General features: G+C 69.2%; 20 protein-coding genes. 13 read left to right on the top strand and 7 right to left on the bottom strand.

The genetic code is table 11. The annotated features are described in order from the left end of the window. The first annotated feature begins 3 nt into the window (after positions 1-3). From MW290_RS12205 to MW290_RS12225, 5 genes are all read left to right on the top strand, one after another. Positions 4-1,461: a leucyl aminopeptidase gene (locus tag MW290_RS12205; protein ID WP_250194922.1), complete on the top strand. Its 1,458-nt coding sequence runs from the start codon at positions 4-6 to the stop codon at positions 1,459-1,461. Positions 1,462-1,510: 49 nt separating this feature from the next. Next, the gene (locus tag MW290_RS12210; RefSeq protein WP_250194923.1) at positions 1,511-1,969 is read left to right on the top strand and encodes a DNA polymerase III subunit chi; all 459 of its coding nucleotides are present in this window, start codon (positions 1,511-1,513) and stop codon (positions 1,967-1,969) included. After that, the gene (locus MW290_RS12215; protein ID WP_250194924.1) at positions 1,969-2,313 is read left to right on the top strand and encodes a hypothetical protein; all 345 of its coding nucleotides are present in this window, start codon (positions 1,969-1,971) and stop codon (positions 2,311-2,313) included. Before MW290_RS12210 ends, MW290_RS12215 begins: the two co-directional genes overlap by 1 nt. Positions 2,314-2,541: 228 nt before the next feature. Then, on the top strand, positions 2,542-3,681 hold the full coding sequence (locus tag MW290_RS12220; protein ID WP_250194925.1) for a branched-chain amino acid ABC transporter substrate-binding protein: 1,140 nt from the start codon (positions 2,542-2,544) through the stop codon (positions 3,679-3,681). Between the two features lie 129 nt (positions 3,682-3,810). After that, positions 3,811-5,499 carry a cation:proton antiporter domain-containing protein gene (locus MW290_RS12225; protein WP_250194926.1) on the top strand — a complete coding sequence of 563 codons (1,689 nt, stop codon included), beginning with the start codon at positions 3,811-3,813 and terminating at the stop codon, positions 5,497-5,499. 63 nt (positions 5,500-5,562) lie between these two features. Here MW290_RS12225 and MW290_RS12230 read toward each other — a convergent pair whose 3' ends face one another. Further along, positions 5,563-6,012: a PA2169 family four-helix-bundle protein gene (locus tag MW290_RS12230; protein WP_250194927.1), complete on the bottom strand. Its 450-nt coding sequence runs from the start codon at positions 6,010-6,012 to the stop codon at positions 5,563-5,565. 158 nt (positions 6,013-6,170) lie between these two features. Here MW290_RS12230 and MW290_RS12235 point away from each other — a divergent pair, with 158 nt between their 5' ends. The 3 genes from MW290_RS12235 to MW290_RS12245 all read left to right on the top strand — a co-directional run bounded on the left by MW290_RS12235 (position 6,171) and on the right by MW290_RS12245 (position 9,651). Beyond that, positions 6,171-7,466: a DEAD/DEAH box helicase gene (locus tag MW290_RS12235; protein ID WP_250194928.1), complete on the top strand. Its 1,296-nt coding sequence runs from the start codon at positions 6,171-6,173 to the stop codon at positions 7,464-7,466. A 176-nt stretch (positions 7,467-7,642) separates the two neighbouring features. Continuing rightward, on the top strand, positions 7,643-8,134 hold the full coding sequence (locus tag MW290_RS12240) for an FxDxF family PEP-CTERM protein (protein ID WP_250194929.1): 492 nt from the start codon (positions 7,643-7,645) through the stop codon (positions 8,132-8,134). A gap of 116 nt (positions 8,135-8,250) precedes the next feature. After that, positions 8,251-9,651 (top strand): IS1182 family transposase, encoded by a 1,401-nt coding sequence (locus MW290_RS12245; RefSeq protein WP_250194930.1) that lies wholly within the window; start codon positions 8,251-8,253, stop codon positions 9,649-9,651. Positions 9,652-9,894: 243 nt separating this feature from the next. On the opposite strand, the gene flhD is transcribed toward MW290_RS12245, so the two are convergent. Then, on the bottom strand, positions 9,895-10,218 hold the full coding sequence (gene flhD / locus MW290_RS12250; protein ID WP_250194931.1) for a flagellar transcriptional regulator FlhD: 324 nt from the start codon (positions 10,216-10,218) through the stop codon (positions 9,895-9,897). A 198-nt stretch (positions 10,219-10,416) separates the two neighbouring features. Here flhD and MW290_RS12255 point away from each other — a divergent pair, with 198 nt between their 5' ends. Together MW290_RS12255 and MW290_RS12260 are read left to right on the top strand one after the other, a co-directional pair. Next, positions 10,417-11,256, top strand: a complete 840-nt coding sequence (locus MW290_RS12255) for a DUF2272 domain-containing protein (protein WP_250194932.1) — start codon at positions 10,417-10,419, stop codon at positions 11,254-11,256. A gap of 57 nt (positions 11,257-11,313) precedes the next feature. Further along, positions 11,314-12,498 carry an acetyl-CoA C-acyltransferase family protein gene (locus tag MW290_RS12260; RefSeq protein ID WP_250194933.1) on the top strand — a complete coding sequence of 395 codons (1,185 nt, stop codon included), beginning with the start codon at positions 11,314-11,316 and terminating at the stop codon, positions 12,496-12,498. A gap of 4 nt (positions 12,499-12,502) precedes the next feature. On the opposite strand, the gene MW290_RS12265 is transcribed toward MW290_RS12260, so the two are convergent. Continuing rightward, complete coding sequence (locus MW290_RS12265) at positions 12,503-13,405, bottom strand: LysR family transcriptional regulator (RefSeq protein ID WP_250194934.1); 903 nt, start codon at positions 13,403-13,405, stop codon at positions 12,503-12,505. 107 nt (positions 13,406-13,512) lie between these two features. Between MW290_RS12265 and MW290_RS12270 the strand changes: the two genes are divergently transcribed. From MW290_RS12270 to MW290_RS12280, 3 genes are read left to right on the top strand one after another with little or no spacing between them, the layout of a single operon-like run. Beyond that, on the top strand, positions 13,513-14,619 hold the full coding sequence (locus MW290_RS12270; RefSeq protein WP_250194935.1) for a TauD/TfdA family dioxygenase: 1,107 nt from the start codon (positions 13,513-13,515) through the stop codon (positions 14,617-14,619). Positions 14,620-14,660: 41 nt separating this feature from the next. Continuing rightward, positions 14,661-15,620 (top strand): tripartite tricarboxylate transporter substrate-binding protein, encoded by a 960-nt coding sequence (locus MW290_RS12275; protein WP_250194936.1) that lies wholly within the window; start codon positions 14,661-14,663, stop codon positions 15,618-15,620. Then, positions 15,617-16,486, top strand: a complete 870-nt coding sequence (locus MW290_RS12280; RefSeq protein ID WP_250194937.1) for an isocitrate lyase/PEP mutase family protein — start codon at positions 15,617-15,619, stop codon at positions 16,484-16,486. Before MW290_RS12275 ends, MW290_RS12280 begins: the two co-directional genes overlap by 4 nt. A gap of 33 nt (positions 16,487-16,519) precedes the next feature. On the opposite strand, the gene MW290_RS12285 is transcribed toward MW290_RS12280, so the two are convergent. From MW290_RS12285 to MW290_RS12300, 4 genes are all read right to left on the bottom strand, one after another. Further along, positions 16,520-17,365 carry a MipA/OmpV family protein gene (locus MW290_RS12285; RefSeq protein ID WP_250194938.1) on the bottom strand — a complete coding sequence of 282 codons (846 nt, stop codon included), beginning with the start codon at positions 17,363-17,365 and terminating at the stop codon, positions 16,520-16,522. Between the two features lie 143 nt (positions 17,366-17,508). Next, on the bottom strand, positions 17,509-17,727 hold the full coding sequence (locus tag MW290_RS12290) for a hypothetical protein (protein WP_250194939.1): 219 nt from the start codon (positions 17,725-17,727) through the stop codon (positions 17,509-17,511). A 72-nt stretch (positions 17,728-17,799) separates the two neighbouring features. Continuing rightward, positions 17,800-18,603: a 2-oxo-tetronate isomerase gene (otnI, locus tag MW290_RS12295; RefSeq protein ID WP_250194940.1), complete on the bottom strand. Its 804-nt coding sequence runs from the start codon at positions 18,601-18,603 to the stop codon at positions 17,800-17,802. 22 nt (positions 18,604-18,625) lie between these two features. After that, complete coding sequence (locus MW290_RS12300) at positions 18,626-19,699, bottom strand: alpha/beta fold hydrolase (protein ID WP_250194941.1); 1,074 nt, start codon at positions 19,697-19,699, stop codon at positions 18,626-18,628. Positions 19,700-19,724: the final 25 nt, after the last annotated feature.

A 19,724-nucleotide genomic window follows, 5' to 3' on the forward strand; every position in this document is an offset into this window, starting at 1 on the left:
ATTATGGACTTCCGTTCCCAATCCATCGGCCCGTCGGGGCTCGCTTCTCTGGCCGCTGATGCGCTGCTGGTCGTGGTGGTCGGCGAAGCCGTGCCGGCCGGCCTGGACGCCAAGGTCGCCAGCCTGTTGAACGACGCCCTCGCGCAGGGCGACTTCGCCCTCAAGGCGGGTCGCAGCCTCTACATCCACCGCCCGGCGGGCTTCAAGGCGCCGCGCATGGCCCTGGCCGCCGCGCCGGCGCCCACCGTCAAGGCCTTCAAGGCGGCCGTGGCCGCGGGCGTGGCCAGCCTCAAGGCCCTGGGTGCCCGCCACCTGGCCGTGGCCTGCGCCGGCGCCGCGCTCACGCCCGCCCACGCCGACGCCCTGGTCTCGGCCATCGGCGACGCCACCTACCTGTACACCCAGACCAAGCCCAGCGCGCCGCAGCCCTCCAAGCTGGCCAAGGTCACGCTGGTGTGCGCCAAGGAAGAAGCCACCGCGCTGCAAAAGGGCCTGCTGCGCGCCGCCGCGGTGCATGAAGGCGTGACGCTGGCGCGTGAATGCGCCAACCTGCCCGGCAACGTGGCCACGCCCACCTTCCTGGCCGAGCAGGCCAAGGCCATCGGCAAGCAGTTCGGCATGAAGGTGCAGGCCTTCGACCGCAAGGCGGTCGAGAAGATCGGCATGGGCTCGTTCCTGTCGGTGGCCCAGGGCTCGGACGAGCCGCTGCAATTCATCGTCATGCAGTACCAGGGCGCCGGCAAGACCGATGCGCCGGTGGTGCTGGTGGGCAAGGGCATCACCTTCGACACCGGCGGCATCTCGCTGAAGCCGGGCGCCGAGATGGACGAGATGAAGTTCGACATGGGCGGCGCGGCCAGCGTGCTGGGCACCATGCGTGCCATCGGCCAGCTCAAGCCCAAGGTCAACGTGGTGGCGCTGATCCCCGCGTGCGAGAACATGCCCAGCGGCCGCGCGGTCAAGCCGGGCGACGTGGTCACCAGCCTGTCGGGCCAGACCATCGAGATCCTGAACACCGACGCCGAGGGCCGGCTGATCCTGTGCGACGCGCTCACCTACGCTGAGCGCTTCAAGCCCAAGGCCGTGGTCGACATCGCCACGCTCACCGGCGCCTGCGTCATCGCGCTGGGCCACATCCACAGCGGCCTGTTCACCGCCGACGACCAGCTGGCCGCCGACCTGCTGGCCGCGGCCGACAGCGCGCTCGACTCGGCCTGGCGCATGCCGCTGGACGATGAGTACGGTGAAGGCCTGAAGAGCAACTTCGCCGACATGGCCAACATCGGTGGCCGCCCGGGTGGCGCCATCACGGCGGCGATGTTCCTCAAGCGCTTCACCGCCAAGTACCGCTGGGCGCACCTGGACATCGCCGGCACCGCCTGGAAGAGCGGCGCCAACAAGGGCGCCACCGGCCGCCCGGTGCCGCTGCTGACCCACTTCGTGCTGCAGCAGGCGCGCTGAGCGGCGCACCGCGCCCCCTCACCCCGCGCCTGCATCCCGCGCCAGCATCGTGCCCGCCACCGTCGAGTTCCATACCGGCATGGCCGACAAGATCGGCTTCGCCTGCCGCCTGCTGCGCAAGGCCTACGCCAAGGGCGCCCAGGTGGCGGTGACCGGCGCGCCCGAGCTGCTGCGCCAGCTCGACGAGGCCCTGTGGCTGTTCGAGCCTCAGCAGTTCGTGCCCCATGCGCGGCTCAAGGCGGGGCAGGCACCCACGCCACGGCTGGCGCGCACGCCGCTGTGGCTGCTGGACCCGGGTGCCGCGGCACCGCACCGGGAGGTGCTGGTGAACCTGGGCCCCGGCCTGCCCGACGAACCCGAAGCCTTCCAGCGCGTGATCGAGCTGGTGGGCGCTGCGCCGGACGACCGCGATGCCGGCCGTCGCCGCTGGCGTGCTTATGAGGCGGGTGGCGCCAAGATCGTGCACCATGCGCAAGGCGCCGCCACCGGCGCCCAAGGAGCCGCCTGATGAGCACGATGTCCCGCTCGGTACTGCCCACGCTGACGGAGGTGGTGCGCGTGGAGCCGACGCCGATGCCCAGCCTGCCCGAGCCGCCGCTGCTGGACGCGGTGCTCGATGCCGGCCATCCCCCGCCGCCTGACGAACAGCACCTCACGCAGCGCGTGCTGGCCGACGTGCAGCGCCAGATTGACCTGATGCTGGAGTACCGGCTGCGCGAAGCCCTGGCGCCCGCCATGGCCCGGCTGACCGAGGCCCTGGTGCACGAGGCCCGCAGCGAGCTGGCCAGCACCCTGCGCGACGTGGTGGCGCGTGCGGTGGCGCAGGAACTCGGTCGCCAGCGCGGCCGTTGAGCGGCGCGCATCGGCGCCGTCCGCCAAACCCGTATCAGGGTTTGTGCGCATCTGTCATCGATAACCCGACGCGGCACGTTCAGGGGCCACGCCGATCGGGTTTCCACTACACGTGGCACAGGCCCTGCTACAGGAAAGCGCTGGGCAGAACAGGCACTGTTTTGGAGTATCTTCTCGGCCGTTGAGAAACCCACCCATACCTCTCAACCCATCAATCGGAGAGTTTGAATGCAAGTCAAGATGAACGTGATCGTTGCCGCCGCCGCCGTGCTGTTCGCGGGTGCTACCAGTGCCCAGGAACTGGTGGTGAAGATCGGCCACGTCGGCCCTACCAGCGGCCAGATCGCTCACCTCGGCAAGGACAACGAAAATGGCGCCCGCATGGCCATCGACGAGCTGAATGCCAAGGGTGTCACCATCGGCGGCAAGAAGGCCAAGTTCGAGCTGCTGGCTGAAGACGACGCCGGCGACCCGAAGCAAGGCACCGCTGCCGCGCAGAAGCTGGTCGACAGCAAGGTCAACGGTGTCATCGGCCACCTGAACTCGGGCACCACGATCCCGGCCTCGAAGATCTACAGCGACGCCGGCATTCCGCAGATCTCGCCTTCGGCCACCAACCCGAAGTACACCCGCCAGGGCTACAAGACCACCTTCCGCGTGGTGGCTGACGACGTGCATCTGGGTGGCACGCTCGGCAAGTACGCCGTGACGGAACTCAAGGGCAAGTCGATCGCCGTGATCGACGACCGCACCGCCTACGGCCAGGGCGTGGCCGACGAGTTCGAGAAGGGCGTCAAGGCTGCCGGCGGCAAGACTGTGGGCCGCGAATTCACCAACGACAAGGCCACCGACTTCACCGCCATCTTGACCAGCCTGAAGGGCAAGAAGCCCGACGTGGTGTTCTTCGGCGGCATGGACGCCGTGGCCGGCCCGATGCTGCGCCAGATGAAGCAGCTGGGCATCGACGCCAAGTTCATGGGCGGCGACGGCATCTGCTCGGGCGAGCTGCCCAAGCTGTCGGCCGGCACCATGGGTGATGGCCAGGTGGTGTGCGCGGAAGCCGGCGGTGTGGAAGGCGAGCAAAAGGCCGCCATGGACAAGTTCAAGGTCGACTTCAAGAAGAAGTTCAACGCCGACGTCCAGATCTACGCCCCGTACGTGTACGACGCCGTGATGGTGATGGCCGACTCGATGGTCAAGGCCGGCTCGGCCGAGCCCGCCAAGTACCTGCCGGTGCTGGCCAAGGCCAGCTACAAGGGTGTGACCGGCAACATCGCCTTCGACGAAAAGGGCGACATCAAGAACGGCGCGCTGACCCTGTTCACCTACAAGGGTGGCAAGCGCGAGCAGATCGCCGTGGTCCGCTGATCCGGTTTTTCCTCTCCCTGAAAACGCCCGCAGCCGCGGGCGTTTTTTTATGCCCGTCCTGGCCGTGGGATGGAACCGGCCCGGTGCCCCACACTCCACCTTGAAGCATCAGAACAACAGGGGGTCGGCGTGCCGCACAGTGTTTCCTTGATCACCACCATCGCGGCGGCCCTCGGCCTGGCCCTGGTGCTGGGTTTTGCTGCGGCGCGGCTCAGGCTGCCTGCGCTGGTGGGCTACCTGGTCGCCGGTGTGCTCATCGGCCCTTCTACCCCGGGTTTCGTGGCCGACCTCGACATCGCCGGGCAACTGGCCGAGATCGGCGTGATGCTGCTGATGTTCGGCGTCGGCCTGCATTTTTCGCTGGACGACCTGCTGGCGGTGCGGCGCATCGCCTTGCCCGGCGCCGTGGTGCAGATGACGGTGGCCACGCTGCTGGGCGGCCTGGCCGCGTGGGCCTGGGGCTGGAACCTGGGCGCGGCGCTGGTCTTCGGCCTCAGCCTCTCGGTGGCCAGCACCGTGGTGCTGCTGAAGGCGCTGGAGTCGGCCGGTGTCGTCGATTCGATGAACGGCCGCATCGCCGTCGGCTGGCTGGTGGTGGAAGACCTGGCCATGGTGCTGGTGCTGGTGCTGCTGCCGCCCTTGGCCGGCTGGCTGGGCGGCCAGGCGGCCCCCGGCCCCGAGCTGCTGCGCACGCTGGGCTGGACGCTGCTGCAGGTGGCGTTTTTCATCGCCCTGATGCTGCTGGTGGGGCGGCGGGTGTTTCCGTGGATGCTGTGGCAGGTCACGCGCACCGGCTCGCGCGAGCTGTTCACGCTCTGCGTGGTGGCTGCCGCGGTGGGCATTGCCTACGGCTCGGCGGTGCTGTTCGGTGTGTCGTTCGCGCTGGGGGCCTTCTTCGCGGGCATGGTGATGCGCGAGTCGGAGTTCGCCCACCGCGCGGCCGAAGAGTCGCTGCCGCTGCGCGATGCCTTCGCGGTGCTGTTCTTCGTCTCCGTCGGCATGCTGTTCGATCCGCATGTGTTGATCGACCAGCCCCTCAAGGTGCTGCTGGTGGTGGCCATCGTGGTGGTGGGCAAGTCGCTGGCGGCCATGCTCATCGTGCTGCTGTTCCGCTACCCGCTGAACACGGCGCTCACCGTGTCGGCTGGGCTGGCGCAGATCGGCGAGTTCAGCTTCATCCTGGCCGCGCTGGGCATGAAGCTGGGGCTGCTGCCGGCCGAGGGCCAGAGCTTGATCCTGGCGGGCGCCTTGATCTCGATGGCGCTCAACCCGCTGGTGTTCGCCGCCATCCAGCCGGCCCGGCGCTGGATCCTGCGGCACTCCGCGCTGGCGCGGCGGCTGGAGGCTTCGGACGATCCGCTGGCCGAGCTGCCCACCACCACCGCCGAGCGCTTTATTTCAGGCCAGGTGGTGCTGGTGGGCTACGGGCGCGTGGGCCGTCGCATCGCCGCCGCGCTGGCCGAGGCCGGTGTGCCCTACGTGGTGGCCGAGCAGAACCGTGAACTGGTGGAGTCGCTGCGCAGCCAGGGCGTGCCGGCGGTGTCGGGGGATGCATCCGACCCCGCGGTGCTGATCCAGGCCCACGTGGCCCGCGCGAGCATGCTGGTCATCGCCACGCCCGACACGCTGGACGTGCGGCAGATGGCCGAGACGGCCAACCTGCTCAACCCGGGCATCGAGATCGTGGTGCGCACCCACAACGAATCCGAGGGTGAACTGTTGCAGCGTGAGCAGCGTATCGGACGTGTGTTCGTGGGCGAGCGTGAGCTGGCCACGGCGATGGTGCACTTCGTGCTCGGTCGCTTCGGCAAGGCCTGAGGGGCCGCCAAGAAAAAGGGCCGGTGCGTTGCCGCACCGGCCCCTTCTTCGATCACCTCAGCATCACGCCGGGGTGGAATCGCGCAGCGCCTTGATCTGGTCGTGGTTGGCCTGCACGCCCTGCATCTGGCGCTCCAGCACTTGGCGCACCTCCGCCGGCAGCTCTTCCTTCATCGCCTTGCGGTAGGCGGCCAGCGCGGAATCCTCGCCGCGCTCGCACTCTTCCAGCACCGCGTGGTCGCCGCTGCCGGGCGTCAGCGCTTCCTTGATCGACACCCAGCCGCGGTGCAGGGCACCTGCCGCGCTGCCGCCTTCTTCGGGCTTGCCACCGAAGCGCACCACCAGCGTCTGCAGCTCGGCGGCGCCTCGGGCGCAATCGGCGGCACGGCGTTGCAGCGTTTCCTTGAGCGCGGGTGCCTTCACGCGTTCGGCGGACTTGGCGAAACCGTACTCGCCGTCCTTCGAAGTTTCGATCAGGTCGTTCAGCACACCGATCACGTCGCGGTCGTTCATGTCCAGCTCCTTGTAAGTTCGTTGACCTACTCATCATGGGCGCGCGACTGGTTCGGCGAAGCCGGATGCGGCACCTCCTGCCTGTACGAATCCACCTACCGCGCACGGCCTGCTGCCTGACAGAGCGTCAGGCGCCGGCGCGTGCCGGACAATGGCCCATGTCCTTTGCCTCCCTGGGCCTGTGCCCCGCCTTGCAGCAAGCCGTCGACGCGCGCGGCTACGACCAACCCACCGACATCCAGGCGCGGGCCATTCCCGTGGTGCTGCGCGGAGATGACGTGATGGCCCAGGCCAGCACCGGCTCGGGCAAGACGGCCGCCTTCGTGCTGCCCTTGCTGCAGCAGCTGCTGGCCACCCACCGCGACGGCCCGCGGCGCCTGCGCGGTCTCGTGCTGGTGCCCACGCGAGAACTCGCCGTGCAGATCGCAGACACCTGGCGCGAGATGACGCAGGACCTGCCGGTGCGGGTGAAGACCGTGGCCGTCTTCGGCGGCGTCTCCATCAATCCGCAGATGATGGCCTTGCGCGGTGATGCCGACTTCGTGGTGGCCACGCCCGGCCGCCTGCTGGACCTGGTGCAACACAACGCGCTGCGGCTGGGGGGTGTGCAGACCCTGGTGCTGGACGAAGCCGACCGGCTGCTGGACCTGGGCTTTGCCGACGAGTTGCAGCGGGTGCTGGCGCTGCTGCCGGCGCGTCGGCAGAACCTGCTGTTCTCCGCCACCTTCGCACCCGAGGTGCAGGCGCTGGCCGAGGGCCTGCTGCGCCAGCCGGTGAAGCTGCAGGCTGCCGAGGCGCCGGTGCGTGAGCAGCCCGCCATCACCCAGCGCGCCATCGTGGTGGATGCGCCGCGCCGCACGCAGCTGCTGCGCCACCTGGTGGAGCAGGGCAGTGCCGATGGCAGCACCCGCCAGGTGCTGGTGTTCGCGGCCACCCGCTACACCACCGAGCTGGTGGCCGACAAGCTGCGCCGCGCCGGCCTGCAGGCCGCGGCGCTGCACGGCGAGCTGAGCCAGGGCGCCCGCACCGACGTGCTCGCTGCCTTCAAGTCGGGGGCGTTGCGGGTGCTGGTGGCCACCGATCTGGCGGGCCGCGGCATCCATGTGGCGCGCCTGCCGATGGTGGTGAACTACGATCTGCCGCGCTCGGCCACCGACCACACCCACCGCATCGGCCGTACCGGTCGGGCAGGGGCCTCGGGCACCGCCATCAGCTTCGTGCCACCGGAAGCGGAGGCGCATTTCCGGTTGATTGAAAAGCGTCAGCAGCAGCGCGTGCCGCGCGAGGTGGTGCCTGGCTTCGAGCCCAGCGCCGCCAGCGAGCCCGCGACCCCCGATGCGATGGATCCGGGTGCCGCCGCCGCGCCCGCCGGTCTGGACCCGCATGGCGGCGTCAAGGGTCGCCGCAAGAGCAAGAAGGACAAGCTGCGTGAAGCTGCGGCGCGTGGCGGCTGAGGCGTGCACCGGCTACACCGGCATTTGTTCTCACTTTGGAGGCTTATGTAGGCGCACGCCGACGAGCCCGCATGAAATCCATCCGTTCGCGGGGATGGCCCGAACAAAGCACTCAAGCAGACTTCGCTCCGTCGTCTCCGCCGTTGGAGGCGCGAGACCTCAGGGAAGTCAAAAACATGAAACTGCATCACTTCGCCGCCGCCGCCGTCCTGGCCATCTCTGGCGCCCAAGCCTTCGCCGTCAGCCAGTCTGAATCGCTGAGCTTCGACGCCCTGTCGGCCACGTATTCGTTCGGCGCCAAGGACATCTCGGCTGCCAACACCTCGTTCACGTTCACGCTGGACACCACCAAGGGCATCGCCGCCGGTACCTACGACATCCTGGGCTCCATCAGCGGCACCAACTTCTCGTTCAGCAGCGTCACGCTGAACGGCACCGCCTGGGACCTGAGCGCCAACAGCAAGGGCAAGGTCATCTTCGGTGAAGTCGAGCTGACCTCGGCCCTGCCGCTGACCCTGACCATCAACGGCGCCAAGTTCGGCAGCACCCCCGGCGCTTTCAGCGGCCAACTGGTGATGGCTCCGGTGCCGGAACCCGAAACCTACGCGCTGATGCTGGCTGGCCTGGGTGCCGTCGGCTTCGTCGCCTACCGTCGCCGTTCGGTCTGAGCGAGCGCCGACCCAACAAGACGAGAGGGCCCTTCGCAGTCCGTGTCAATACTCTGACGCCGACCTGAAGCCTTGAAGACAATGCCCTGCAACGCGAGTTGCGGGGCATTGTTCATATGGGCTATGTGCAAGGGCTGAGCCGGGATCAAGGCAGTCTGTTCCCGGTATCGCTGGACGAGTTGATCGGGCCGGAGCATGTGTGCCGCGTGATCGCGGCTTTCGTGGGCCGGCTGGACTTGCAGGCACTGGGCTTTGCGCGAGCCCGCACCAAGGCGACGGGTCGCCCGCCCTACGACCCAGCCGATCTGCTGATGCTGTACCTGTACGGCTACCTGAACCGCGTGCGGTCGTCGCGCCGCCTGGAGCGCGAGTGCCAGCGCAACATCGAAGTGATGTGGCTGCTGCACAGGCTCACGCCTGACCACAAGACCATCGCTGAGTTCCGCCGCTGCAACGCGGCGCCGCTGCGGCGCGCTGGCGCTGAGTTCGTCCGCTTTTGTGCCGAAGCCGGACTGATCCGGGGAGAGTGGGTGGCCGTGGACGGCACCAAGTTCCAGGCCGTGGCCAGCGGCAAGGCCATCCTGGACGCAGCGCAGCGCGCCGAGTTGCAAGCCAAGCTGGAGCAGCGCATCGCCCAGTACCTCCAGGAGCTGGAGGCGGCCGATCAGCAGCAAGGCGAGGTGCCAGTCGATGCCCAGGCATTGCGCCAGGCGCTGGCGCGGCTGCAGCAACAACAATCGGACCTGGCACAGGTCCCAGGCGAGCGGCTGCACGTGAGCACGGAGCCCGAGGCGGTCGTGCTCAAGGGCAAAGGTCCGGGCTACAACGTGCAGACTGCCGTTGATGCCGAGCACGCCTTGATCGTGGCCCATGAGATCAACGCCCAGGCCGGTGACAACGGTTGCCTGCAGCGCATGGGCCAAGCGGCGCAGCAGGCCCTGGGTGCCACGGCGCTGAAGCTGGTGGCAGATGCCGGCTATGCCAATGGCCAACAGGCCCAGGCACTGGAGGACCAGGGCGTGCAGGTGCATGTCCCGGTCAAGCGCTCGCTCAACAACCAGGGCGACGGTGAACTGTTCGACCGGGCTTGTTTCACCTATGACGCCTCGGCCGACGCCTACGTCTGTCCGGCCGACAAACTGCTGCAGCGCAAGCAGGTCAACCGCAAGGACAAGATGGTCGTCTATGCCGCCCAGCCCAGCGACTGTGGGGCGTGCTCGATGAAGGGGCGCTGCACAGCCAGTGCACGCCGCATGGTCACCCGTCATCTCTACGAGCAAGCCCTCGAGCGCATTCACCAGCGTGCCACGCCTGCGGCGATGAGACTGCGCCGCTGCACGGTCGAACATCCGTTCGCAGCCTTGAAGTTCCACATCTTCGAGAAGCCGCGCTTCTTGATGCGGGGCCTGAGGGGCGCGGGCACGGAGATCGCGTTGGCGACCCTGACCTATAACCTCAAGCGTGCGCTGGCTGTGCTTGGCGGGCGGCACATGCTGCAGAAGTTGGCCATGCCATGACAGGGGTAGTGCCGAGGGATGCTCATGCAGACGGTCCTCTGAACGCAGCCCGACACCGCACCCCGGATCAACGTAGCGCCCACAAAACAAAAACGCCCCGGTGAACTCGGGGCGGTTTGCTATCGGCGGCCTTCGCAGCCGTTTCGACACGGACTGTTCGGGGCCCCTTTTCATTTTGTGCGCGCATAAAAAAGCGGGCCCAGCGGGCCCGCGAAGCACATCAGGAATGTGCCAGGAGGAAGATCAGGCGGCTTCCTGGTGGCGACCGGCCATCAGGATGGAGGCATGCAGGCGGTTGACCGCGTCGTTGGCCGAAGCCTTGCCGTGGCTGGTCAGCAGGTTCCACACGAGCTCGTCGTCCATGCGAAACCGGCACAGCAGCGTGTTGCCCGAGGCGATCTTCATGATCTGCGCGGCCGACAGCGTGCCGATCAGCGTCGCGGTGTCTTCGCTGATGCCCAGGCGGTAGAGGGCCTGTTCGCGGTCGGCGCGGATCAGGCTCTGCGCCAGCATCAGGTAGCTGAGGTTGGCTTCACGAATTTCGGCGAGGATCTGGTCGGCGGTCATGTCGGGCTCCTGGGTGGTGGCAGCGGGCGGTGCGTGCTGCGATGGAGATAACTTTAGAACCCCGAACAGGGGGGCGACAGTGGCCCATCTCTGTCCATTCAGTCCCGGTTCTTCCAAGCCCTTGTCAGGCAACTTCCTACACGGCGGATGTTTTTTCGACCTTTCTCCGGCTTTCACCCTTCGCCAGCCTGGCTGGCCATGGTTGCTTTGCTGGTGCTGGCCGGCTGTGCCAGCCACCAGCGCGTGACACCTACCACCGTCGGCCCGCAGCAGGTGGCCGCCATCGCCCGCGTTGCCGATGCGGAGTGGCGCCGCTGGGGCAGCGGCTGGGCCTACAGCAGCCCAGGCAGCGAAGCAGGTTGCGCCTTGCTGCCCGACGGCCGCTGCCGGCGGGTGGACGATGGCTGCGGCCCCGAGCAGACGGCTGCGCTGTGCCCGGTGGTCAACGAATACTGGCGGGCGCTGGGGCCCAACGGCAGCGGGCGAGAGCGACACAGCTGCGGCCAGACCGACCGCTGCGTGGTCGAATGGCGACCCGAGTTCGGCCAACCCGAGCGCACCGCGCCCTGGTCGGCGGCCTTCGTCAGCGCGGTGATGCGGCAGGCCGGTTTCAGTGCGCGCGAGTTCCGCTTCGCTGCCGCGCATGCGCAGTACATCGTCGCTGCGCGCGACGGCCTCATTTCGGCCTTCGAGGCGCTGCCCACGCCCGCGCCGGTGCTGCCGGGCGATCTGGTGTGCCTGCCGCGCACGCCCGATGCGGCGCGGCGACCGCTGCCGCTGGCCGAGATCCGCGACGGGCAGGGCGCGGGCCCGCCCACGCCCATGCATTGCGACGTGGTGGTGTCCATCGACGACAGTGGCCGCCGTGTGCAGGTGGTGGGCGGCAATGTGCAGCAGTCGGTGCTGCGGCGCGAGCTGACGCTGCAGCCCGATGGCCGGCTGGCCTGGCAGCCGCGGGCCGACGCCGCCTGGTCGGTGGTGCTGCGGCCGCGCCGCGCACCGATGGCCCTGCCGGTGTGCACCGGCAGCGACTGCTGAACCCGGTCGTGGACCGTGACAAGATACGCAGTCCACGCATTCTTCTGGAGAGAGACCATGCCCACCCGTGATGTCGTCGTCCTCAGCGCCGCCCGTTCGGCCATCGGAACCTTTGGCGGAGCCCTCGCCGACATGGAGCCCGCCGAACTGGCCGGCACCGTCATGAAGGCGGCGGTCGAGCGCTCGGGCGTGGACCCCAAGCTCATCAACTACGTGACGGTGGGCAACACCATTCCCACCGAAAGCCGCTTCGCCTACGTGGCGCGGGTGGCTGCCATCCAGGCCGGCCTGCCGATGGATTCGGTGGCCATGGCCGTCAACCGGCTGTGCTCGTCGGGCCTGCAAGGCATCGTCACCACCGCGCAGAACATCCTGCTGGGTGACTGCGACTACGGCATCGGCGGCGGCGTCGAGGTGATGAGCCGCGGTGGCTACCTCAGCCCGGCGATGCGCAGCGGCGCCCGCATGGGTGACACCAAGCTCATCGACATGATGGTGGCTACGCTGACCGACCCCTTCGGCGTGGGCCACATGGGCATCACGGCCGAGAACCTGGTGACCAAGTGGGGCCTGACCCGCGAAGACCAGGACGCGCTGGCCGTCGAATCGCACCGCCGTGCCGCGGCCGCCATCGCCGAGGGCCGCTTCAAGAGCCAGATCGTGCCCATCGTCAAGCAGACCCGCAAGGGCGAAGTCACCTTCGACACCGACGAGCATGTGAAGCCCGGCACCACGCTGGAAACGCTGGCCAAGATGAAGCCGGCGTTCAAGAAGGACGGCTCGGTGACCGCGGGCAATGCCTCCGGCATCAACGACGGCGCGGCCTTCTTCGTGCTGGCCGATGCGGCCGTGGCCCAGGCCGCCGGCTACAAGCCCATGGCCCGGCTGGTGAGCTATGCGGTGGCCGGCGTGCCGAACGAGATCATGGGCGAAGGCCCGATCCCGGCCACCAAGATGGCGCTGAAGAAGGGCGGCCTGACGCTGGACCAGATCGACGTCATCGAAAGCAACGAAGCCTTTGCGGCCCAGGCGCTGGCGGTGTCGCGCGGGCTGGAGCTGGACCTGAAGAAGACCAACCCCAACGGCGGCGCCATCGCGCTGGGCCACCCCATCGGCGCTTCGGGTGCCGTCATCGCCACCAAGGCCTTGTACGAGCTGCAACGCACCGGCGGCCGTTATGCCCTGGTGACCATGTGCATCGGCGGCGGGCAGGGCATCGCCGCGGTGTTCGAGCGGCTGTGAGCCGCTAGCTCAGGCCCACCACGGCGCGGCGGCGCATCGGCGAGGCCAGCGTCTCGGCCATCGCCGCCTGCAGGGCCAGCAGGCGGCGGTCGTCGGCGTCGGCCTTGCGCATCACCAGCGACATCTGCAATGCCGGGGCGCCACGACCAAGGCGCAGCAGCCGCACCGGGTAAGCGATCGTGATGCCGGGGTCGGACAGCTGCACGATGGAGATGCCCAGCCCGGCGCTGACCATGGCCACGATGGCCGGCACGTTGTCCAGCTCGATCGAAGGTCGGCGCTCGCGCACGTGGGCGTTGACGTAACGCACCGCCATCGCGCCGGTGACGGTGCCGCGGTCGTAGCGGATCCAGTCGTATTGGCGGAAGAGCGCGCCCACCGAAGGCTCGGGCGACTGCGGTGGCGCCACCAGCAGCAGTTCACGCCGCTCCAGCGGATGCCAGCGCAGCCCGGCGCCACCGCCTTTCTCGGGTTGCGCCACCACGGCGGCGTCCAGGCTGCCGGCCTTCACCATCTCGGTCAGGCCGGCGCTGCGGCCCCGAAGCGGCCGCAGGTCCAGCCGCGGATAGCGCTGCTGCAGGATCTTCATCGTGCCGGGCCCCAGCACCGGCTGCATCGACTCGATGATGCCCAGGCGCACCGTGCCTTCCACGCTCACCGACACCTGCCGGCGCAGCACCGCCAGGCGCTGCAGCCCTTCCTGCATGCTGGCCGCCACCTCGCGCGCGGCGGGTGTGGGCCGCACCTGCAGGCCCGAGCGGTCGAACAAGGTCTGGCCCAGGTAACGCTCGAGCTGCTTCATCTGCATGCTCACGGCGCTGGGCGTGAGGTTCATCTCCAGCGCCGCGGCGGCGAAGGAGCCGCCGCGCAGCACCGCATCCAGCGTGTGGAAGGCCGCGATCTTCATCAAGATTCCTTCAGTGGAAGACGAATTTTCATCGCTTTTTCTTGATCTGCCTCAAACCTAGACTGCTGCTCCATCGGTAGCCGTTGTGCCGCTGCCCAGGAGACGAGATGACCGTTCGACCCCCCGCCGCCGCTGCCTGGCGCGCCGAAGAAGCCGCTGCCGACAGCGGCTGGATCCTGCGGCTGACGCCCGATGAAGCCGAGGGCTTTGACCAGGCTCTGCGCCATGCCCGCCAGGCCGACAAGCCCTGGCTGGCCATGGGTCCCCAGGACTTTCCGTTGCCGCCCGCCTCGCGCGGCGCACTGCAGCGCGCGGCCGAGCTGACGCAGGGCCGCTGGGGCATGTGCCTGCTCAGGGGCCTGCCGGTGGACCGCTGGAACGAGCATGAGGCCCGGCTGGCCTGCTGGGGCATCGGCCTGCACATGGGGGTGGCCCGCACGCAGAACCGTGCCAGTGACTTCATCGCCGACGTGCGCAACGAAGGCGGCGTGTACAAGGGCGCCAATGGCCGGGGCTACAACACCAATGCGGGCCTGGACTTCCATTGCGACTCGGCCGACGTGGTGGCCCTGCTGTGCCGGCGCGCTGCCAAGCGCGGTGGCGAAAGCAAGGTGGTCAGTTCGCTGGCGGTGATCGACGAGGTGGCGCGCCGCCGGCCCGACCTGGTACCGGTGCTGCAGGGCGACTGGTTCCACAGCTACCAGGGCGCGCAGCATCCTGACGCGCTGCCCTACTACCGCTGCCCCATCATCGGCAGCGCCGAAGGGCATGTCGCCATGCGCGCCAACCGCAAGAACGTGATGGCCGCGCAGCGCGACTTCGAGGCTGTGCCGCGACTCACCGACGCGCAGATGCAGGCGCTGGACCTGCTGGACGTGTTGATGCAGGACCCGGCACTGTGCTTTTCGATGTGGCTGGAGCGCGGCGACCTGCAGCTGCTGAACAACTACGTGACGCTGCATTCGCGCACCGATTTCGAGGACCATGACGAGCCTGACCTGAAGCGGCACCTGTACCGTCTGTGGCTGGCGCTGCCGCAGTCGCAGCCGCTGCCAGCCGACTGGGCCGAGTACTTCGGCGACGTGCGGGCCGGCGCGGTGCGTGGCGGCCTGTACGGCAGCCAGATGACGCGCGAGTTCCTCGACTTCGAACAACGCCAGGCTGCCGCGATGGGCATGCCTTGCCAGGTGCGGCCGCTGGTGCGGCCGGCCTGACGCCCGGCGGAACGCCTCACAAGATCAAGCAGGAGACAAGCATGCAACGACGCCATTTCCTGGCCGCGGCCAGTGCTTCAGGCTGGGCCCTGGCCGGCCGCGCGCTGGCGGCGGGCGAACCCGGCAGCCGCATCCTGGTCGGGGCCACGCCCGGCGGCGGCACCGACCTGGTGGCCCGCTCGCTGGCCGCCGAACTGGGGCCCCGGCTGCAGCGCCAGTTCATCGTCGAGAACCGGCCCGGCGCGGCCGGCAACATCGCGGCCGGCGCGGTGGCCAAGGCCGAGCCCGACCTCAGCAGCCTGCTGGTCTGCTACACCAGCCACGCCATCAATGCCTCGTTGTTTCCGAAGCTGCCGTTCGATCCGCTGAAGGACTTCACCGCGCTCAGCCTGGTGGCGCGATCACCGCTGCTGCTGGTGACGCGGCCCGACTTCCCCGCGGCCAGCCTGCGCGAGCTGCTGGCTTCGGCCAAGAGCCGGCAGGGCCAGCTCAGCATTGGCGTGGCCGGCGTGGGCAGCGCCAATCACCTGGCCGGCGAGATGCTGAAGACGCAGGCCGGCATCGCGGCCGTTTCGGTGCCCTACAAGGGCGCCGGCCCGGCGTTGACCGATGCGATGAGCGGCCAGGTCGATCTCGTGTTCAGCAACGTGGCTTCGGCGCAGGAGCTGATCAAGGGCGGCAAACTCAAGGTGCTGGCCGTGAGCACCGCGCAGCGCGTGGCGGCCTATCCCAACGCGGCGCCGGTGGCGGAGTTGTTTGCGGGCTTCGACTATGGCTCGTGGTATGGCCTGCTGGGGCCTGCGGGCATCAAGCCGGCCGACGCGCAACGCGTGGCCGCTGCCGCCCGTGCCGCGGTGAGCGGCGAGGCGATGCGCAAGCACCTGACCACCGAAGGCCTGGAGCCCGTCGGCAGCACCAGCGCGGAGTTCGCCAGCTTCCTGCAGGATGAGGTGGAACGCTGGCGCAAGGTGGTGCAGCTCACCGGGACCAAGGTGGAATGAGCGGGCCCACTGCTTTGCAACGGCGCCTGGCCGCGCCGCAGGCGCTGCTGGCCCCGGGCGTGTACGACCCGATGACCGCGCTGCTGGCGGAGCAGGCCGGCTTCGAGGCGGTCTACCTTTCGGGCGGTGCGGTGGCCTACAACCTGCTGGGCCGCAGCGACGTGGGACTGACCACCGCCACCGAGACGGCCGAGGTGCTGTCGCGCATCACCGACCGCATCCAGGTGCCGGTGATCGTGGACGGCGACACGGGTTATGGCAATGCGATCAACACCCAGCGCACGGTGCGCCTGCTGGAGCGGGCCGGTGCCGCGATGATCCAGCTGGAAGACCAGACCTTTCCCAAGCGCTGCGGTCACCTGGCCGGCAAGGCGGTGGTGCCGGTGAAGGAGGCCTGCGGCAAGCTGCGCGCGGCGCTGGACGCACGGCGTTCGGCCGGCACGCTGATCCTGGCGCGCACTGACGCGGCCGGCGTGGAAGGCCTGGACGCCGCACTGGACCGCGCCGAGGCTTATGCCGACTGCGGCGTGGATGCGCTTTTCGTCGAGGCCTTGCGCACCCCCGAGGACATGGACCGCGCCTGCCGCCGCCTGGCCCACCGGCTGCCGCTGCTGGCCAACATGGTGGAAGGCGGCCAGACCCCCATCGAAAGCGCCGACGAACTGGGGCGCCGTGGCTTTCGCATCGTCATCTTCCCGGGCGGCACGGCCCGCTTCGTGGTACGGCAGCTGCAGCGCTACTTCGGCAGCCTGCGCCAGCACGGCAGCACCGCGCCGATGCGTGGCGAGATGCTGGACTTCGATGGGCTGAACGACGTGATCGGCACGCCGGAGCTGCTGGCGCGGGCCGAGGGGTACGAGGCTTGACCGCCAGCCGTGGAAGGCTCGCGCGATCAGGCGTCAGTCGTACGCCCGCGCCTCCGACCGCAGCCAGGTGTACGCCACGCCGATGCCCACCGTGCCGCCGTTGGTCTGGCGCACAAGCGGGCTGTCGCGGTTGGCGGCGCCGCTCACGTTGTCTAGGCGGGCAAAGCCGAAGACGCGCCAGTCGCGGGTGAGGGCGGACGACAGCGTGGCCTGCAGGCGCCAGGTCACCAGGCCGCTGCTGGCCTGGTAGGCCGGGCGGTCGGCAGTGGCGTACTGTGGCGCCACGCCGTAGAGCGTGCGGTTGATACGGCGGTCGCCGATCACCGCGCTGACCGAGGTGCCCCAGCTCCAGCCGTTGTCCATGCTGCGGCGGTAGCCGATCTCCGGCTCCAGCGACCAGCCGCGGTGGGCCATGCCGTCGCTGAGGTCGAACACGCCGCGCAGCGGCAGGTCGAGGCGGAAGCGGCCGCCCCAGGCTTCGCCCAGCTTCCACTTGATGCGCGGACCGAACTCCACCAGCGTGCCCAGGTCGGGCATGCCGCGGCGGGCGTCGATGTCCTTGGAGCTGGAACCGAAGGCACCGGCAAAGCCGATGTCCACTTCCACGTTGTCGGTCTTCACCGCGCGCACGCCGGCGGTCTGGCGGTCGGCCCGCAGGTATTTGCCGCGGTAGATGACGAAGGGCAGCACCAGGCCGCGGTTCACATGCTCGTCGGCGCCGGGGTAAGCCTGCTGGCGCACGCCGAAGCCCAGGCCACCCACTTCCCACAGGGCGAGCCCGCCTTCGCTGTCGTCTTCCTGGGCCTGCGCAAGAGGGCACAGCAGGGCGGCGCAAGCCAGCGCCAGGGCGCGGGCGCGGGTCGGGTTCGGTCGGGGCACGGGGCTTCCTCGGGGCAGTGGACGGTCCCCGAGTATCGGGCCCCGCGGGCCCGGTGCAACGCTGGCGGCTTCAGCCCCGCCGGGCCGCCCCAAGGGGCTGAGCGCCCCCTTGGGGGGCAGCGAGCGCAGCGAGCTTGGGGGTCTCAGCCTGCCGGCGGGTTGCCGCTGCCCTTGGCCTGGTCGGCTTGCGGGTCCAGGCTCTCGGTGGAGCTGGGACCGGTGCCGTCGGGCTCGATGTGCACCTGCTTGTCGTCCAGCGCGTCCTGCTTGAAGTTGCGCGGGCTGTCTTCGTGGGCCTTGCGCTGGGCTTCCAGCAGGTCTTCGCGCTGCTGCTCGGGGGGCACGGGCGTGGTCTGGCTCATCGCGGTCTCCTGGTTGTACAGGCCACGGGGCAAAAACCGCGCCCGGCCCGTCACCGGGCGCGTGGCAGTGCTTCAGCGCTGCAGGTAGGGGGCCAGCCAGCCCAGGCCTTGCGAGGTGCCGCCGGCCACCGCGCCGCGCTGCGGGCGGTACTCGCAGCCGATCCAGCCGTCGTAGCCGATGTCGTCCAGCAGCTTGAACAGGTAGGGGTGGTTGATCTCGCCCAGGTCGGGTTCATGCCGCTCGGGCACGCCGGCGATCTGCAGGTGGCCCACCTGGCCGGTGGCCAGGTACTTGCGGATCTTCATCGCCAGGTCGCCTTCGGTGATCTGCGCGTGGTACAGGTCCATCTGCACCTTCAGGTTGGGCGCGCCCACTTCGGCCACCACCGCATGCGCGTCATCCTGGCGGCTGAGGAAGAAGCCGGGCATGTCGCGCTGGTTGATCGGCTCGATCAGGATGTTGACGCCCACCTTGGCCGCTTCGGCCGCCGCGTGCTGGAGGTTGGCCACGTAGGTGGCGCGCAGCTGCTCACGCGGCACGCCCGCGGGCGCCAGGCCAGCCATCACGTGCACGCGCGGGCATTGCAGTGCCTGGGCATAGGCCAGGGCCTTGGTGATGCCTTCGGCGAACTCGGCCTCGCGGCCGGGCAGGCAGGCGATGCCGCGCTCGCCCTTATCCCAGTCGCCGGGCGGAGCGTTGAACAGCACCTGCTGCAGGCCGGCGGCCTTCAGCCGGGCGGCCAGCTCGTCGGCGGCATAGGCGTACGGGAACAGGTACTCGACGGCGGTGAAGCCGTCTTTCGCGGCGGCGGCAAAGCGGTCGAGGAAGTCATGCTCGTTGTAGAGCATCGACAGGTTGGCGGCAAAGCGGGGCATGGGAGGGTCCTTGCGATGAGGTTCAGGGGGCCGTGCGGCGCGGGGCGCTGTTCAGCAGCTCGGCCAGGCGGTCCTTGTAGAAGCGGGCCTGGCCGACGGTGCCATGGCCGCTGGTCTCGGGGCTGGAAGGGATGACGTAGGCCTGCGCCTTCGGGATGCGCGCGATGGCCTTGTCCAGCACGCCCAGCTCGGGCGGGTTGCGTTCGTCGTCGGCCGAGTTGATGGCCAGCACGCGGGTGGTGATGCGGTCCAGCGCGGGCTCGGGGTCGTAGTTGCGCGACGCTTCCCACTGGTAGAGGTAGTCGTTGGCATCGGCGCGGAAGGGCGCCTTCAGCCGCTGGCTCACCAGCGCGTCGGCGGCGGCGCGGTCGGGTGCCAGCTTGTACAGGCCCTGGTTGCCGCCGTTGGTGCCGGTGTTGAAGAACACGGCCGCCAGCTGCAGGCTGCGTGGCTGGCGGGTGTACTGGCCGCCCTGCCATTCGGGGTCGCTGCGGATGGCTTCGCTCAGCAGCCGCCGCATCATCCAGTTGCGGCCCGACATGGCCACCGGCAGCGAGGCCATCGGCACCGCCGCGTCCATGAAGTCGGGGTGGCGCTGGGCCCACAGCCACGCATGCATGCCGCCCATCGAGTTGCCCACGATCACCCGCACGTGGCGGATGCCCAGGTGCTCGGTCAGCAGCCGGTGTTGGGCGGCCACCATGTCGTCGTAGTTGTAGGCCGGGAACTGCGTGCGCAGCCCGTCCGAGGGCTTGCTGGAACGGCCGGCGCCGATGGCGTCGGGCAGCACGATGAAGTATTTGCGTGCATCCAGCGGCTGGCCGGGGCCGAACAGCTCACCCGCGAAGGCGGGCGTCAGCATCGAGTCGCCGGAGCCCGCGGTGCCGTGCAGCACCAGCACCGGCTCGCCCTTGGGGTCGCCCACTGTGGTGTAGGCCAGCTTCAGCTCGGGCAGTACCTGCCCGGTGTGGAAGCGGAAGTCGCGCACCGTCCACTCACCGCGTTGCGGCGCGGGATAGTCGGCAGCCGCGGCGGCCACCGCCGTCACGGAGCACACGAACAGGGCGCACCACTGGCGCCAGCGAGTCTTGAGCATCTTGTCTCCTGTGCGCGCCTGCGTG

Origin of the sequence: Aquincola tertiaricarbonis (genome assembly GCF_023573145.1) — a bacterium.
Taxonomy (GTDB): Bacteria; Pseudomonadota; Gammaproteobacteria; order Burkholderiales; family Burkholderiaceae_C; genus Aquincola; species Aquincola tertiaricarbonis_B.